5 protein-coding genes are annotated in these 16762 nt (G+C 64.3%); all 5 read right to left on the bottom strand.

Annotated elements, in window-relative coordinates:
• Positions 1-207: 207 nt before the first annotated feature.
• Entirely contained in the window at positions 208-10659 is a 10452-nt protein-coding gene (locus tag SBP02_RS08465) for a peroxidase family protein (protein ID WP_318645941.1), read from the bottom strand.
• A gap of 836 nt (positions 10660-11495) precedes the next feature.
• On the bottom strand, positions 11496-11780 hold the full coding sequence (gene ihfB, locus SBP02_RS08460) for an integration host factor subunit beta (protein WP_318645940.1): 285 nt from the start codon (positions 11778-11780) through the stop codon (positions 11496-11498).
• Between the two features lie 229 nt (positions 11781-12009).
• Positions 12010-13692 carry a 30S ribosomal protein S1 gene (gene rpsA, locus SBP02_RS08455; RefSeq protein WP_318645939.1) on the bottom strand — a complete coding sequence of 561 codons (1683 nt, stop codon included), beginning with the start codon at positions 13690-13692 and terminating at the stop codon, positions 12010-12012.
• Between the two features lie 148 nt (positions 13693-13840).
• A complete protein-coding gene (gene cmk / locus SBP02_RS08450; RefSeq protein ID WP_318645938.1) occupies positions 13841-14530 on the bottom strand; it encodes a (d)CMP kinase in 690 nt (229 codons plus the stop codon).
• A complete protein-coding gene (locus tag SBP02_RS08445; protein WP_318646322.1) occupies positions 14527-16734 on the bottom strand; it encodes a bifunctional prephenate dehydrogenase/3-phosphoshikimate 1-carboxyvinyltransferase in 2208 nt (735 codons plus the stop codon). The genes cmk and SBP02_RS08445 overlap by 4 nt, the downstream gene beginning before the upstream one ends.
• Between the last annotated feature and the right edge of the window lie 28 nt (positions 16735-16762).

Below are 16762 nucleotides of genomic sequence, written 5' to 3'. Positions count from 1 at the left end.
AGAGCCATCCAGTGGTCGAACCTGAGCCGGAAGATTCGAAGTGCGGTATTTCCACCACAGGTCATGGCTCGCAAGGCTGCTCTCTGGCTGCCCCCTGTTCAGACGCATGAACGCCGCTAGCGTCCTCGGAAACAAAAAGGCGTATGGGGCGACTCCCCGCCCCATACGCCAGTTGCTGATACCTCATTCGCTTTGTTGGCGATCTCCTTACACCGCCAGGATAAAGTCGGCTTGGGTAATGGTGGTCGCATCGTTGATGCCGACCAGGCGGATGGTCCCGCCTCCGACCGACACCAGAGTGTCGGCTCCCACATCGGCGATGGTCACGCTGGCGGCGAAGGTCGCCGCAGTCACACCCAACGCAGCGATGTTGAGCAGGTCCTGACCGCCGACCGGGTTGGCGTCGAAGTCCGTGATGATGTCGTTGCCGAAGCCTGGGCCGAAGACGAAGATATCGTTGCCTAGGCCGCCGACCAGCGTATCGTTACCGGCTCCTCCTGTCAGGGTGTCATTGCCCACACCACCCCTGATGACATTGGCCAGCGCGTTGCCGGTACCGCTGAAGTTCCCGGTACCGCTGTAGGTCAGATTCTCGATGTTAGCCGTCAGCGTGTAGCTCAGCAGCGAGGTCCAGACCGTATCTGTACCCTGCCCGGCGAGTTCGACCACCACATCCCCGGCGTCGGTAACCGCGTAGATGTCGTTGCCCGCCCCGCCGATCATCGTATCGGCACCCGCACCACCGACTATCACATCGTTGCCCACACCGCCCCTGATGACATTGGCCAGGGCGTTGCCGGTCCCCCTGAAGTTTCCGCTACCGCTGTAGGTCAGGTTCTCGACGTTAGCCGTCAGCGTGTAGCTCGACAGTGAGGTCCAGACCGTATCTGTGCCCTGCCCGGCGAGCTCGACCACTACATCCCCCACGTCGGTAACCGCGTAGATGTCGTTGCCCGCCCCGCCGATCATCGTGTCAGCACCCACACCACCGACTATCACATCGTTACCCACACCGCCCCTGATGACATTGGCCAGGGCATTGCCGGTACCGCTGAAGTTCCCAGTACCGCTGTAGGTCAGGTTCTCGACGTTAGCCGTCAGCGTGTAGCTCGACAGTGAGGTCCAGACCGTATCTGTGCCCTGCCCGGCGAGCTCGACCACCACATCCCCCACGTCGGTAACCGCGTAGATGTCGTTGCCCGCCCCGCCGATCATCGTATCGGCACCCGCACCACCGACTATCACATCGTTACCCACACCGCCCCTGATGACATTGGCCAGGGCGTTGCCGGTCCCCCTGAAGTTTCCGCTACCGCTGTAGGTCAGGTTCTCGACATTGGCCGTCAGGGTGTAGCTCGACAGTGAGGTCCAGACGGTATCGGTTCCTTCCCCTGCAAGCTCGACCACGACATCCCCCACGTCGGTAACAGCATAGATATCGTCGCCCGCCCCGCCGGACATGGTGTCGTCACCTGAACCGCCGATCAGGATGTCGTTACCACCCCCCCCATTAAGCACATCGTTACCCGTACCGCCATCGAGCCGGTCATTGCCAATCCCACCCTCCAGCACATCATTCCCGGCCAGTCCATTAAGAATGTCGTTACCAGCAAGCCCCTGAATCACATCATCAAATGCCGTACCATTCAGCACATCGTCCCCAGCCGTGCCGACGATCAGGTTCCTCACTGCCGCTGTAGCCAGCGAAGTCACAGTCTCCAGGGTGCCGAGCTCATCGGTGTAGCGCACCACTACCCGCAGCTGTTGCCCCGCCTGTGCCAGGGTCGGGATGAAGGTCGCGGTGGTGGCGCCGGCGATGTTGGTGAAGACGCCGCCGGTCCCGGCCTGCCATTGGTAGGACAGCACCGGGTTAGCTGGGCCGTCCGGATCGGTGAAGGCGCGGGTCGCCGTCAGTACCCGGCCGGTCAGCGGGTTCATGTCGCTGATCAGCATGGTGCCCACCGGCGGATCGTTGACCGACACCGCCGCCACCGGCGCGGTCACCGCGGAGAACACCGTCTCCAGCACGCCACGGGCATCCTTGTAGATGGCCATGACGCGCAGGGCCAGGCCCTCGAGGTCGCCGGTGACGCGGAAGGTCTTGCCGGTGGCCTGTTCGACCCCCAGGCCGGTCGCGATGAGGATGTCCTCGAACAACCCGGTACCGCTGAAGTCGGCTTGCCAGTAATAGCTCACCGGCCCGGTGACGCGTCCCAGCCCTGGGTTGTCGGCGTCGGTCACACCTTCGACGCCGGCGCTCAGCAGCGAGCCGACTTCCGGCGTGCTGTCGTTGATCGAGGCCAGCCCCACCGGCTCGGCATTCAGGCCCTCGACCAGGACCACCGCCAGGTCGTTGAACTGGATGCGCTCGATCCCCAGCAGGGTATCGACGCCATCGGTGCCGACGTTGTCGATCACGGTGTAGGTGCCGTTGGCGTTCTCGACTATGGTGTAGCTCGAGGCCAGCCCCGAATAGAACGCGGTGTCGAAGTTGAAGCCGCCCGAGCCCGGGAGGATCTCCCGCACGATCTGCAGTTGCCCCGGGTTGTAGAAGCCGCTGAGCATCAGCGGCACCAGCGGGCGCATGCTGTCGTAGGTGGCGATTTCGTTTCCGGTCGGCAGGCCGTTGGCGTCGACCCCGGCGCGTACGCTGATGCGCACGTTGAGCCACTTGTCGCCGTCGATGATGTCGTCGCCGCCGCGGCCCTGGATGATGTCGCTGCCGTCGCCGCCGAGGATGATGTTGCCGGCGCCGAAGGAGGTCACCGGGTTGATGCCATCGCCGATGGCGGTGTCGAGCAGCGCCTGCAGTCCGTCGATCAGGGCGATGTTGGTCAGCACGCTGCCCTGGGCACCGGCATTGGCGATGATCGCCGCATCGGCATCGTCGCCGCGCAGGATGTCGCTGTGCCGCGAGCCGGACAGCCCCTCCACTTCCTTGAAGCGGGCCAGGATGCCGGCCGCTACCGGCCCCGGCGCGGCGTCGATGGCGCGCACGGTCAGGTCGATTTCCACACCACTGAGATCGTCCTTGAAGGTGGCCCAGTCGAAGCCGGAGGCGCCGATGTACTTGTCGCCCGGGCCGGCGCTGCCGACCATGATGTCGTCGCCGCCTTCGGCGTTCATGATGTCCGGCTGGCCGCTGCCGATGTAGACATCGTTGCCGGAAACCAGGTCGCGCCCCAGCGGATCGAAGTTGTCGCCCGGGCTGCCGTCCAGGTGGCCGCCCTCGAGCCAGTCGTCGCCCTCGTTGCCGGCGTTCTGCTCGTCGGCGTTGCTGCCGAGGATGAAGTCGTTGCCCGGCCCGCCGAAGGTCTCGGTGCTGTCCTCGCCGTTGATGATGAAGTCCTGGCCGAAGCCGCCGAGGATCAGGTTGACGCCGTTGCCGCCGTGGATGACGTCGTTGCCGCCGTCGCCCTGGATGTTATCGTCGCCGCCGCGATCGGTGATGATGTCGTCGCCATCGCCGCCGCGGATCATGTCGTTGCCGTCACCGCCCTCCAGACGGTCGTTGCCGGCATCGCCCCAGATGGTGTCGTCGCCGATGCCCGCGATGATGATGTCGTTGCCATTGGTGCCACCCAGCACCACATGCTCGCCGCCGGTGTAGTGCAGGTAGTTGCTGTCCGGCCCCGGGGTGTTGGGGTTGTCGCGGATCACCCAGGGCAGCAGCGGATCACCACTATCCGGGTCGACGCTGCCCAGGCCGGCATTGAACTGCCTGCTCTGATCCACCTCGAGGTACAGTCCCGGAGTCAGGAAGATCAGCCCCGGCAGGTGGGTGGCGCTGGTGTTGTTCATCACCATCTTGGCGAAGGAGTTGTTCTCCAGTTCGGTGACGAAGTTCAGGCCGGCGGTGCGATCCAGGTAGTAGAAGCGATCGCCGTTCTGCAGGGCCTCCAGCTGAGTCTCGAAGACGAAGTTGAAGGTCGAGCCGAGCATGCCGCCGAACGGCATGATGGCCTCGGCCAGGCCGCCGATCCAGAAGTCGATGCGATCGACCCCGGTGGTGGTCACGCCGTTGGCCAGGTTGGCATAGATGCCGGTGCTGTTGAGGAAGGCCAGGCGATCGCCGTCATCGGCGGTGAAGGTGCGCTCGGCCCCGCCCACGCCACCGGCATTGATCACCGCACTGCCGCCCAGGACCAGGGCCGTGGCCACCGCACGCTTCTCCGCCAGAGTGTCGACGTCGGCGGCCAGCAGTTCGGCATGGGTGCCGTAGGCGGCGATGAAGTTGATCAGCGAAGCCGGATGCTTGAGGTTCTGCAGCAGGTCGACCCAACTGATGTAGGGCCTGAGCTGGCTGTCGCCGGTCATGTTGTAGAACTCGCGGCGCGCCGCGTTGAACGACGGGATGCCGGTGTCGCGGCCCCGCGCCAGGTTGATGGATGCCAGGTCCAGCGGCAGGCCCACCAGGTTGTTGCGTAGCGCCTCGGTGACGAACTCGTCGATGGCGTTACCCACCTGGCGCGTCACCCCCTGGGCGATGGCGCCGGCCGCCTCGTCCGGGGTCGGGCCGCTGCCGGCGAACTCCAGCGGATTGAGGAAGGCGGCGATCAGGCCGATCTCGCTGTTGACGAAGTTCGGGTCCAGGCGGTCGATGGTCTCGGTCAGCATGGAGTGGCCGAAGCGATAGACCGTGTGGGCGAACTCGGCGACGATCGCCGCATCGATATTGGCGTCGTAGCCCTGGATCGGCCCGGTGAACACGTCGATCTGCGGCTGGATGGTGCGGGCGAACTCCTCGAAGACCAGGTGCTGGTACTGCATCTCGGTGCTGAACTTGGCCACCTGGAACAGCCGTTCGCCGTTCCACACCAACGCATCGAGCGCGGCCTGGCCGACCGGCAGCGAGCCGATCGGGGTCAGCAGCCACTCGTTGATGAAGGCCACGTCGTTGCTGGCCAGCACCACATCCTTGGCGTGGGCGACCATCCGGTTGTGCTCGGAGTGGAAGATGTGGTGGATCGCGGTCAGGCCGATGTTCTCGTTGACTCGGCCGTCCCCGGCTATGTAGTGGGCATCGAGCAGCTCGTTGTCGTAGGTGCCCGCCGCTACCGGACCGCCGGCCACATCGTCGGCGTCGGGGGTGAGCGGTGCACCGCTCTGCTGATTGATCGGCACCGCGTTGTGGGCGATGTCGATGAGGAACTGGTGCCCGGTGCTGACGGCGTTGGCCAGGCTGATCGGCGCCGCCGGATTGCCTTCCATGAGGAAGTCGTCGGCGGTTCCGGCCAGGCCATCCGGCCCTTTCATCACCACCATCGGGAAGCCGTTCGGCCCCTTGATAAAGTTGCCGTACTGGTCGGTGGCCAGCAGCGGCACATCGAACACCTGGGCATCGGTCAGGTCGATGCCCAGCAGGTCGCGGGCCTGGGCCTTGACCACGGCCCAGGTGGCCATGCCGCCGATTTCACTGTCCGCATTGATGCCGACACCGCCGAAACGGCCGTCGGCGCCCAGCTCCCAGTTGGTGATCAGGCGCCCGTTGGCCACCGGACCATCGGCCGTCATGTCGTAGGCGCGCAGGAATACCTGGTGCGAGGGGTGCGAGGTATAGGTCTGGTTCTGGTCGACGAAGGGCGAGGTGGTGTTGCTGTGCTCGTGGATGTCATCGGCCGTGCCGAGTATGCCATCGGGCCCCGGCAGGTTGGTGGCCCGGGTCAGCACCATGAAGTTGGTCGGGCTACCCGGCACGAACAACGGATCATCCGGCTGCAGCGGGATGAACACCGTGCCGCTGCCGCCCTTGGTCACCAGGTCCAGGCCATGGTCGAAGAACTGGCCGAAGAAGGTCATCCAGGGGTTGAACGGCGCGGACAGCCCTTCGTCCGGGGCCACGTTGGGCAGGAAGAACACATCCTTGTCATCGGCCGTGCCGAACACCCCGTCCAGCCCCGGACTGGTGACCAGTTCGGAGCCCTGCAGCAGAGCCGCCGCCGCCGCGGCCACCGCCGCCGGGTTGTTGGGGGTCTGGTCGACTATCAGGTTGCTGATGATGCGCGGCTGCGAATCCTGCACCAGGCCGCTGGTCTGTTGATAGGAGGTGCCGCCCTCGGCCGGGTTGAACACCGGCTCGAGCAGGCGCGGGAACACCGTGTCGGCCGCGCCGAACTGGCTCTGGCCGCCCAGCAGGTTGTTGAGCTCGCCGGTGACGGTGCGCAAGCCCAGGACCGAACGCTCATGGGGCAGCAGCGACAGCAGGTCGGCGCCGGCCGCGTGTTGCTCGGCGATCTTGATCGAGTCGAGGATGAACTGCAGGTCCGAGCGGATCAGATGGATACCCGGGCTGCTGGTGCTGGATTCGGCCGGCAGCGGCGCCAGCGGCGCCACTGGCGCGCCGGCGGCCACATCCGCGGTGGGCGCCGAATAGACATTCTCCAGCACGCCGTGGGCGTCCTGATAGACCGCCCGCACGCGAAGGTTCAGCCCCTGCAGGTCCGGGGTGACGGTGAAGCTCTGGCCAACCGCCGGGAAGCCGCCGAACAGCAGGATGTCCTGGAAGAAGCCATCGCCCGGAACCAGTTCGACCTGCCAGTAGTAGCTCACCCGACCGCTGACCGCGCCCGTCGGATTGCTGGCGCTGACGTTGTCGCCGTCGGTCACCCCGGCGACCGAGGCCACCAGGGTTTGCCCCACTTGAACCGAACCAATGATATTCACCCCCCCCACCGGGGCGGTGTTGCCGCCCAGGGTCGCGCCCGGGGTCTGCTCGACCAGCGCGCCGTTGACATAGACGAAGGCGCGATCGTTGAACTGTAGGCGCTCGATATGGGTCAGGCGGTCGACGCCGTCGCCGTCGACGAAGGTGTCGGTCACCGTGATGATGTCGTCACTGAAGTCCAGCGGCGTGCCATTGTTGCTGATGGCGATCAGGTACTCGCTGAAGTTGCCGGTGAACATGGCCGTGTCGAAACCGCCGTTGCCGGCGATCAGCTCACGCACAATGACCAGTTGCCCGGGGTTGTAGGTGCCATTGAGCATCAAGGGCACCATGGGCTTCATGCTGGTGAAGCTGGCGATCTCATCGCCGCTGCCATCGAGGTTGGCACGCACGCTGATGCGCACGTTCAGCCACATGTCGCCGTCGATCAAGTCGTCGCCGCCTCGCCCCTCGATGATGTCGCTGCCGTCACCGCCAAGGATGATGTTGCCCGCGCCGAACTGATCGTCGGCCGTGCCGAGGATGCCGTCCGGACCGGCTGCGGCGCTACCGAGGAAGGTCCGCAGGCCGCTGATCAGGTCGATATGGTTGTTGGTCAACACACTGCCGTAGGCGCCGGCCGCGGCGATCTGCGCCGCGTCGGCATTGTCGCCGCGCAGATGGTCGGCGAAGGCCGAGCCCGAGAGCCCCTCCATCTGCGCGAACTTGGTGGTGACCGCGGCGATCGACGGCGACAGCGGGGTCTCGTTGAAGGCATTGGCGAAGAAGTCCACGCTCACGCCGTAGCGGCTGTCCTTGTAGGTGGCCCAGTCGAAGCCGGACATGCCCTTCATCTTGTCCGGGCCGGCGCTGCCGACCATGATGTCGTCGCCGCCCTCGCCGATCATCTCGTCGAAGCCGCCGTCACCGAGGAACACGTCGTGGCCGATGACCGAGTCGGTGCCGAAGGGGTCGAAGTTGTCGCCCGGCGCGCCGTCCTGGCTGCCGATCTCGATCCAGTCGTCGCCCTCGTTGCCGGCCATCTGCACGTTCATCTTGCTGCCGAGGATGAAGTCGTTGCCTTCGCCGGCAATCACCTCGGAGACATCCTCGCCGGTGACGATGAAGTCGTTGCCGCGACCGGCGATGATCAGGTTCTCGCCGGGGCCGCCGTGGATCACGTCGTTGCCGTCGCCGCCCTTGAGCACATCATCGCCGCCCATGTCGGTGATGATATCGTCGCCATCGCCGCCATCGATGTCGTCGTTGCCGTGCCCGCCCTCCAGACGGTCGTTGCCGCCGTCGCCATAGAGGGTGTCGTCGCCGATGCTGGCGATGAGGATGTCATCACCATCGGTGCCACCGAGCACCACATGTTCGTCACCGGTGTAGCGCAGGTAGTTGCTGTCCGGCCCCGGAGTCGCCGGGTTGTCGCGAATGACCCAAGGCATCAGTGGGTCGCCACTATCCGGATCGGCATTGCCCAGGCCGGCGTTGAACTGGCGGCTCTGGTCGACCTCGAGGATCAGCCCGGGGGTCAGGAAGATATTGGACGGCAGATGGGTCGCGTCGGTGTTGAGCATCACCAGCTTGGCGAAGGAGTTGTTCTCCAGCTCGTGGACAAAGTTGAGTCCGGCCAGGCGGTGAAGATAGTAGAAGCGGTCGCCGTTCTGCAGCGCCTCCAACTGGGTCTCGAACACGAAGTTGAAGGTCGAACCGAGCATGCCGCCGAACGGCATCTTCGCCTCGGCCAGGCCGCCGATCCAGAAGTCGACGTTGTCCAGGCCGGTGGTGGTGACCCCGCTCGCCAGACTGGCCCAGTTCCCGGTGCTGTTGAGAAAATTGAGACGGTCGCCTGGCGCGCCGATACCGCCGAGGACGATGGCCGTGGCGGCCGCACGCTTGTCGGCCAGCGTGCTGGCGCCGGTGATGGTCGCGTGGGTGCCGTAGGCGGCGATGAAATTGATCAGCGATTCCGGGTGCTTGATGTGCTGCACGAAGTCGGCCCAACTGGTGTAGGGTCGCAGCTGGCTGTCGCCGGTACCGGCGTAGAACTCACGGCGCGCCGCATTCAGCGACGGCACGCCGGTATCCCGGCCGCGGGCGATATTGATGGCCGCCAGGTCCAGCGGCAGGCCGACCAGGTTGTTGCGCAGCGCCTCGGTGACGAACTCGTCGATCTCGTTGCCGACCTGGCGGGTCACCCCGCGGATGATGGCGCCGGCGGCCTGGTCCGGAGTCGGGCCGCTGGCAGCGAACTCCAGGGGGTTGAGGAAGGCGGCGATCAGGCCGATCTCGCTGGAGGCGAAACTGGGGTCCAGGCGATCGATGGTTTCCAGCAGCATCGAATGGCCGAAGCGGTACACGGTATGGGCGAACTCGGCGACGATCGTCGGGTCGATGGTGTCGTCGAAGTCGACGAAGGCATCGACCTGGGGCTGGATGGTGCGGGCGAACTCCTCGAACACTATGTGCTGGTACTGCATCTCGGTGCCGAACTTGGCCGCCTGGAACAGCCGCTCACCGTTCCACTGGAGCGTGGACGGGTCGGCCGGTATCGCCGCGACCGGGGTCGCCAACCACTGGTTGATGAAGGCCAGATTGGCGGAGGCCAGGACCATACTCTTGGTCACCTCCACCAGGCGATTGTGCTCGGAGTGGAAGATATGGTGCACCGCGGTCAAGCCGATGTTCTCGTTGACCCGGCCGTCACCGGCGATGTAGTGGGCGTCGAGCAGTTCGTTGTCGTAGGTACCGGCGGCCACCGGCCCGCCGGCGACGCTGTCGGCATCCGGGGTGAGGGCTGTCCCGGTCTGCTGATTGATCGGCACGGCGTTGTGGGCGATATCGATCAGGAACTGATGCCCGGTACGCACCGCATTGCTCAGATCGAGCGGCGCCAGCGGATTGCCTTCGACCAACACATCGTCGGCCGTGCCGGCGAGGCCGTCGGGCCCCTTCATCACTACCTGCGGGAAGCCGTTCGGCCCCTTGATGAAGTTGCCGTATTGGTCGGTGGCCAGCAGCGGCACGTTGTCGAAGTCGGCGTCGGTCAGATTGATCCCGAGCAGGTCGCGGGCCTGGGCCTTGACCACCTTCCAGGTGGCCATGCCGCCTATCTCGACATCGTCGGCCGTACCGAACCGGCCGTCTGCGCCGAGATCGCGATTGGTGATCAGCTTGCCGGTGGCAACCGGGGCGCCATTGCCATTGAGCGCATAGGCGCGCAGGAACACCTGGTGCGAGGGATGGGAACTGTAGGTCTGGTTCTGGTCGACGAAGGGCGAGGTGGTGTTGCTGTGCTCATGCACATCGTCGGCGGTGCCGAGAATGCCGTCCGGCCCCGGCTGGTTGGTGGCGCGGGTGAGCACCATGAAGTTGGTCTGACTACCCGGCACGTACAGCGGGTCGTCAGGCTGCAGCGGCATGAAGATGGTGCCGCTGCCGCCCTTGGTCACCAGGTCCAGGCCATGGTCGAAAAACTGGCCGAAGAAGGTCATCCACTGGTTGAAGGGCGCCGAGAGCCCCTCATCCGGGGCGATATTGGGAATCAGGAACACTGGCCTGTCGTCGGCGGTGCCGAATATGCCGTCCAGCCCCGGACTCATGACCAGGGCCGCGCCGTCATTGCCCGCCGCTGCGGCCACCGCCGCCGGATTATTGTCGCTCTGGTCCACGATCAAGTTGCTGATGATGCGCGGCTGCGAATCGACCACTATCCCGCTGATCTGAGCATAGGAGGTCGAGGTCGGGAGAGCCGGCCCCGGGCCGTCCGGATCGAAGGGCTCGGCAGTGCGGAAGATCGGCGTCAGCAAGCGCGGGAACACGGTATCGGCGGCGCCGAACAGGCTGCGCCCCTCGATCAGGTTGTTGTAGGAACCATCGACGGTACGCAGGCCGAAGGCCACTTCAGTATTCGGAATCAGGTCGCGCAGATCCGCGCCGGCGGCATGGGCCTCGGAAATCAGGATCTGCTGCAGGATGAATTCAAGGTCGGCAATATTGAAAGTGGCCATTTCTGTTCCCTCGGTGCTCAGTGCACAAGAAAGCCTGAAACAGGAAGCCACGTGCATGCATAACCTCGCGCAGGCGTGGCTCAGCGTTGCAATACAGAGAGTCGGTGATCTGAGGGAGCAGGCCGAACGACACTCTCACCGAGCGCCGAAGCGGATCAGTGTCTTACGAGGTTTGGCTTATTCCCGCCCGCGGCGAAGAAGATCCGACGCGGGGCCTCAGAGGCCTGGCGGCCCGTGGAATTGTGGGTCGAAGAAGTGCCCTAGCGTTGCCAGTCTGGCTGGCAGGTGACCCGAAGTGCTGTTCATGATGCTTCTCGAACATTGGTGGCTGACGCAAGCCACCGCGCCCTCTCCTGCGCGGCATGCTTCGCCAGCAATCACTCACGATTGAACTAAAGGCGGCAGCACAGCCTTTGTCAAGATACCGTCGAGTAAATACACCCAAAAAAATATGAATCTTAACTGGTTGATTCTTAAAATTATTTCCAGACAGGGAGGAAACCTAGCGAAACACCTCACTGACCACCCCCTGGCCTCACTCTCCCGTCGGGCGTCTGTAACGCTTCTCCTCGCCCCTGCCGGCCCTGCACAGCTTCCAGGTCAGAGCCGACAATGCCGCTCGGCAGCGGCATTGTCTCTGCCGTCGATATGGAAAATCGAAGCAATGAACAGAGGGCTGACTCGGGGCGAGCATCTAACCGCTGGAAGGCTTCAGCTCGTGGCCCTAAGGGAAGAATCGGAAGAGGCCGCGATCGGCCACGCCCCAGGACAGGTCTTGCGCCACCTCTCTCGGATACCGGGCAAGAGGGCGGGATCGAGCCCGATGGTTTAGGGGACTATTCCTCTTCGTTTACGCGGTCACGCAGTTCTTTGCCCGGTTTGAAGTGCGGCACGAACTTGCCGTCGAGGCGTACTGACTGGCCGGTCTTGGGGTTGCGGCCGATGCGCGGCGCCCGGTAATGCAAGGAGAAACTGCCGAAGCCGCGAATCTCGATGCGATCACCCGTGGCCAGCGCCTGGGACATCTGCTCCAGCATGGTCTTGATCGCCAGCTCGACATCCTTGGAGGACAACTGCCCCTGATGGGTGACAATTCGTTCGATCAACTCCGACTTCGTCATGGTTTTCCCTTCTTTTTCAAGCGGCTAGACCACTCTATAGAATGGTTTTAGCATGCTGGTCAGCATTTGAACAGCCCAAAAAACAAGGTGTTAGCGATGCTGGCCGAGCCTTCCAGACTCGATTCGCGAGTTTCCGGCAGATAGAGCGCCACTCTCCTCGCCCCCTCGGATTAAATCGCAGGCACAAAAAAGGGCGACCGCAGTCGCCCTTTTTCTGGATTACCCGAACTTAGTTCTGGTTTTCCATCTGCGCACGAATCAGATCACCGATGGTGGTCGGACCGGAAGTTTCGACTTCCTGCTTGCTGCGCATTTCCTTGATCGCTTCCTTCTCGTCCTCGACGTCCTTGGACTTGATGGACAGGCTGATCACGCGGCTCTTGCGGTCAACGCTGATGATCTTGGCTTCGACTTCTTCGCCTTCCTTCAGCACGTTGCGCGCGTCTTCGACGCGGTCACGGCTGATTTCGGAGGCCTTCAGCGTGGCTTCGATGTCGTTGCCCAGATCGATGATGGCGCCCTTGGCGTCAACTTCTTTCACGGTACCGCGAACGATGGTGCCCTTGTCGTTGAGCGACACGTAGTTGGAGAACGGATCGTCTTCCAGCTGCTTGATGCCCAGGGAGATGCGCTCGCGCTCCGGATCGACGGAGAGGATGACGGTTTCCAGCTCGTCGCCCTTCTTGAAACGACGTACGGCTTCTTCGCCCACTTCGTTCCAGGAGATGTCGGACAGGTGAACCAGGCCGTCGATGCCGCCATCCAGACCAATGAAGATACCGAAATCGGTGATCGACTTGATGGTGCCGGAGATCTTGTCACCCTTGTTGAACTGGCTGGAGAAATCTTCCCACGGGTTGGTCTTGCACTGCTTGATACCCAGGGAGATACGACGACGCTCTTCGTCGATGTCCAGAACCATGACTTCCACTTCGTCGCCAACCTGAACGACTTTCGACGGGTGGATGTTCTTGTTGGTCCAGTCCATTTCGGAGACGTGTACCAGGCCTTCAACGCCCTCTTCCAGCTCAGCGAAGCAGCCGTAGTCGGTCAGGTTGGTCACGCGCGCCATGACGCGGGTGCTCTCCGGGTAACGGGCCTTGATGGCAACCCATGGGTCTTCGCCCAGCTGCTTCAGGCCGAGGGATACGCGGTTACGCTCGCGATCGTACTTCAGAACCTTGACGTCGATCTCGTCGCCAACGTTGACGATCTCGGACGGGTGCTTGATGCGCTTCCAGGCCATGTCGGTGATGTGCAGCAGGCCGTCGACGCCACCCAGGTCCACGAACGCGCCGTAGTCGGTGAGGTTCTTGACGATACCCTTGACCTGCTGGCCTTCCTGCAGGGACTCCAGCAGAGCCTCGCGCTCGGCGCTGTTCTCGGCTTCCAGCACGCTGCGGCGGGAAACGACAACGTTGTTGCGCTTCTGGTCCAGCTTGATGACCTTGAACTCGAGCTCTTTGCCTTCCAGGTGGGTGGTATCACGCACCGGACGGACATCGACCAAGGAACCTGGCAGGAACGCACGGATGCCGTTAACGTCGACAGTGAAGCCGCCCTTAACCTTACCGTTGATAACGCCCTTGACCACTTCCTCGGCGGCGAAAGCTGCTTCCAGAACGATCCAGCACTCGGCGCGCTTGGCTTTTTCGCGGGACAGCTTGGTTTCACCGAAGCCATCTTCAACCGCGTCCAGCGCGACATGGACTTCGTCACCGACCTTGATGGTCAGCTCGCCTTGTTCGTTGAAGAACTGCTCGAGCGGGATGACGCCCTCGGACTTCAGGCCGGCATGCACGGTGACCCAGTCACCGTCGATGTCGACCACGATGCCGGTGATGATGGCACCCGGCTGCATGTCGAGGGATTTCAGGCTTTCTTCAAATAGTTCTGCGAAGCTTTCGCTCATGTTGATTCCTGTTGATTCAGGGCAGGGAATCTGCCCAATCCACACTCCAGACAATGTGGGTTCGTTCATGTAAAAAGAGGCCTGCGGGACTAGGACTGGTCTCCCGCATGCCTCCTTGTCGAGCCCTTCGGCCTAAGCCGCAGCTCTTTCACCCGGCGAGGTCGCGATCGGCGACTTCGCGCAGAATACGTTCAAGCACCTGCTCTATCGAGAGTTCGGTGGAATCCAACTGGATCGCATCGGCGGCCGGCTTGAGCGGCGCCACGGCGCGTTGGGTGTCGCGCTCGTCGCGCGCACGAATCTCGTCGAGAAGACTCGCGAGATTAACATCATCGCCCTTGGCCTTCAACTGCAAGTAACGGCGCCTGGCACGTTCCTCGGCACTGGCGGTGAGGAAGATCTTCAGCGGCGCGTCGGGGAACACCACGGTGCCCATGTCGCGGCCATCGGCCACCAGCCCAGGCAGCTCCTGGAACGCCCGCTGGCGCTGCAGCAGCGCCTCGCGCACGGCCGGCAGCGAGGCCACCTGCGAGGCACCGGCGCCGATCTGTTCGTTGCGGATCAGGTCGGTAACGTCCTCGCCCTCGAGGATGATGCGCTGACCCTGGTCATCGGTGGCCGCATTGAACTGCACGTCCAGATGGGCGGCGAGCACCTTCATCGCCTCCTCGTTGGTCAGGTCCACCCCGTGGTTGCCCGCCGCGAAGGCCAGCAAACGATACAGGGCGCCGGAGTCCAGCAGACTCCAGCCCAGCTGCCGGGCCAGCAGGCCGGCGATGGTGCCCTTGCCCGAACCGCTCGGTCCGTCGATCGCGATCACCGGCGCCACGGCAGTCATGACTTGCCCTCCTCGGCGACGCGGATGCCGACCTGTGCGGCCAGGGCGAGGAAGTTCGGGAAGGAGGTAGCGACGTTGGCGCAGTCATGGATGCGGATCGGCGCACTGGCGCGCAGCGAGGCCACGCTGAAGGACATGGCGATGCGGTGGTCGCCGTGGCTGTAGACCTCGCCACCGCCGATGCTGCCGCCCTCGATGACGATGCCGTCCGGGGTCGGCTCGGCCTTGACGCCCAGCGTCTGCAGGCCGTCGGCCATGACCTGGATGCGGTCGGACTCCTTGACCCGAAGCTCCTCGGCACCACGCAGCACGGTGCGGCCCTCGGCGCAGGACGCGGCGACGAACAGCACCGGGAACTCGTCGATAGCCAGCGGCACCAGGTCTTCCGGGATGTCGATACCCTTGAGTTTGGCCGAACGCACGCGGATGTCGGCCACCGGCTCGCCGCCCACCTCGCGCTGGTTTTCCAGGCTGATATCGCCGCCCATCAGCTTGAGGATGTCGATCACCCCGGTGCGGGTCGGATTGATGCCGACGTGCTCCAGCACCAGCTCGGAATCCTCGGCGATGCTACCGGCGACCAGGAAGAAGGCCGCCGAGGAGATATCCGCCGGCACCTCGATGCGAGTGGCCACCAGCTTATGCCCGGACTCGACTGTCGCACTGCTGCCCTCGACCGTCACCGGGTAGCCGAACCCCTGCAGCATGCGCTCGGTATGGTCGCGGGTCGGCGCCGGCTCGATCACCGTGGTCGAGTTCGCCGCGTAGAGCCCGGCGAGCAGCAGGCAGGACTTGACCTGGGCGCTGGCCATGGGCATCTGGTAGGTCATGCCGCCCAGGCGGCGGCCGCCGCGGATGGTCATGGGCGGACGCCCCTCGGCGGCGGTCTCGATCTCCGCGCCCATCTCCCGCAGCGGCTTGGCCACGCGGTTCATCGGCCGCTTGGACAGCGAGGCGTCGCCGGTCAGGGTGGTGTCGAAGGGCTGCGCGGCGAGCAGGCCGGCAAGCAGACGCATGGAGGTGCCGGAGTTGCCCAAGTAGATGGGCCCTGGCGGCGCCTGCAGGCCGTGCAGGCCGACGCCGTGGATGGTCACCCGGCCGTGGTGCGGGCCCTCGATCACCACACCCATGTCGCGGAAGGCCTGCAGGGTCGCCAGGGCATCCTCGCCCTCGAGGAAGCCTTCCACCTCGGTGGTGCCTTCGGCCAGGGAGCCGAGCATGATCGAGCGGTGCGAGATGGATTTGTCGCCGGGAACGCGAATCCGTCCGGTCAGTTTGCCACCAGGGTTAGCCAGGAAAATCAGATCGTTCGAGTGCATAGCGTCCACATAGGCCCTGCGGGCCAGAATTTTGCCGAAATGCTCGCGGGCCACCCGGGCGCGGGTGAACACGCCCAGCAGTTGATGCCCGTCCCCAGCGTCGACCGCATCGCGCAGGGCGTCGAGGTCGTCGCGAAATACGTCCAGGGTGTGCAGCACGGCCTCGCGGTTGGCGAGGAAGATGTCGTGCCACATCACCGGGTCGCTGCCGGCAATTCGCGTGAAATCGCGAAAGCCGCCGGCGGCGTAGCGGAATATCTCCAGATTCTCGCTGCGTTTGGCCAGCGAGTCGACCAGACCGAATGCCAGCAGGTGCGGCAGATGGCTGGTGGCGGCGAGCACCTGATCATGGTGCTCGACCTGCATCTGCTCGACATCGGCGCCCAACTCGCGCCACAAGGCATCGACCAGTGCCAGGGCCCGCTCGTCGCTGCGCTCGCAGGGAGTCAGGATCACCTTGTGCCGGCGGAACAGTTCGCCGTTGGACGCCTCGACGCCGCTCTGCTCGGAACCGGCGATCGGATGGCCCGGCACGAAACGCACTGGCTTGTCGACGAAGGCCAGGCGCGCGGCGCGCACCACATTGCCCTTGGCACTGCCCACATCGGTGAGTACCGCATCGCCGAGCTCGAGCCCGGCCAGCTGGCCCAGCAGCTTCTCCATGGCCAGGATGGGCACCGCCAGCTGAATCACCTCGGCCCCCTCGCAGGCGACGGCCAGCCGCTCTTCACAACGATCGACCACCCCCAGTTCGACGGCCATGCGGCGCGACTCGGGATCCAGATCGACGCCCACCACCTCGCGACACAGGCCGCGCTCGCGCAGCCCCTTGGCGAAGGAGCCGCCGATCAGGCCGAGGCCGATCACCACCAAGCGACCGATCATCGGGGCTGCGGACTGGGTAACGGCTCCG

Source organism: Pseudomonas benzenivorans, from assembly GCF_033547155.1.
Classification (GTDB): domain Bacteria; phylum Pseudomonadota; class Gammaproteobacteria; order Pseudomonadales; family Pseudomonadaceae; genus Aquipseudomonas; species Aquipseudomonas benzenivorans_B.
Note: the sequence above shows the minus strand (reverse complement) of the source record. Positions and strands in the feature narration are given on the sequence as shown.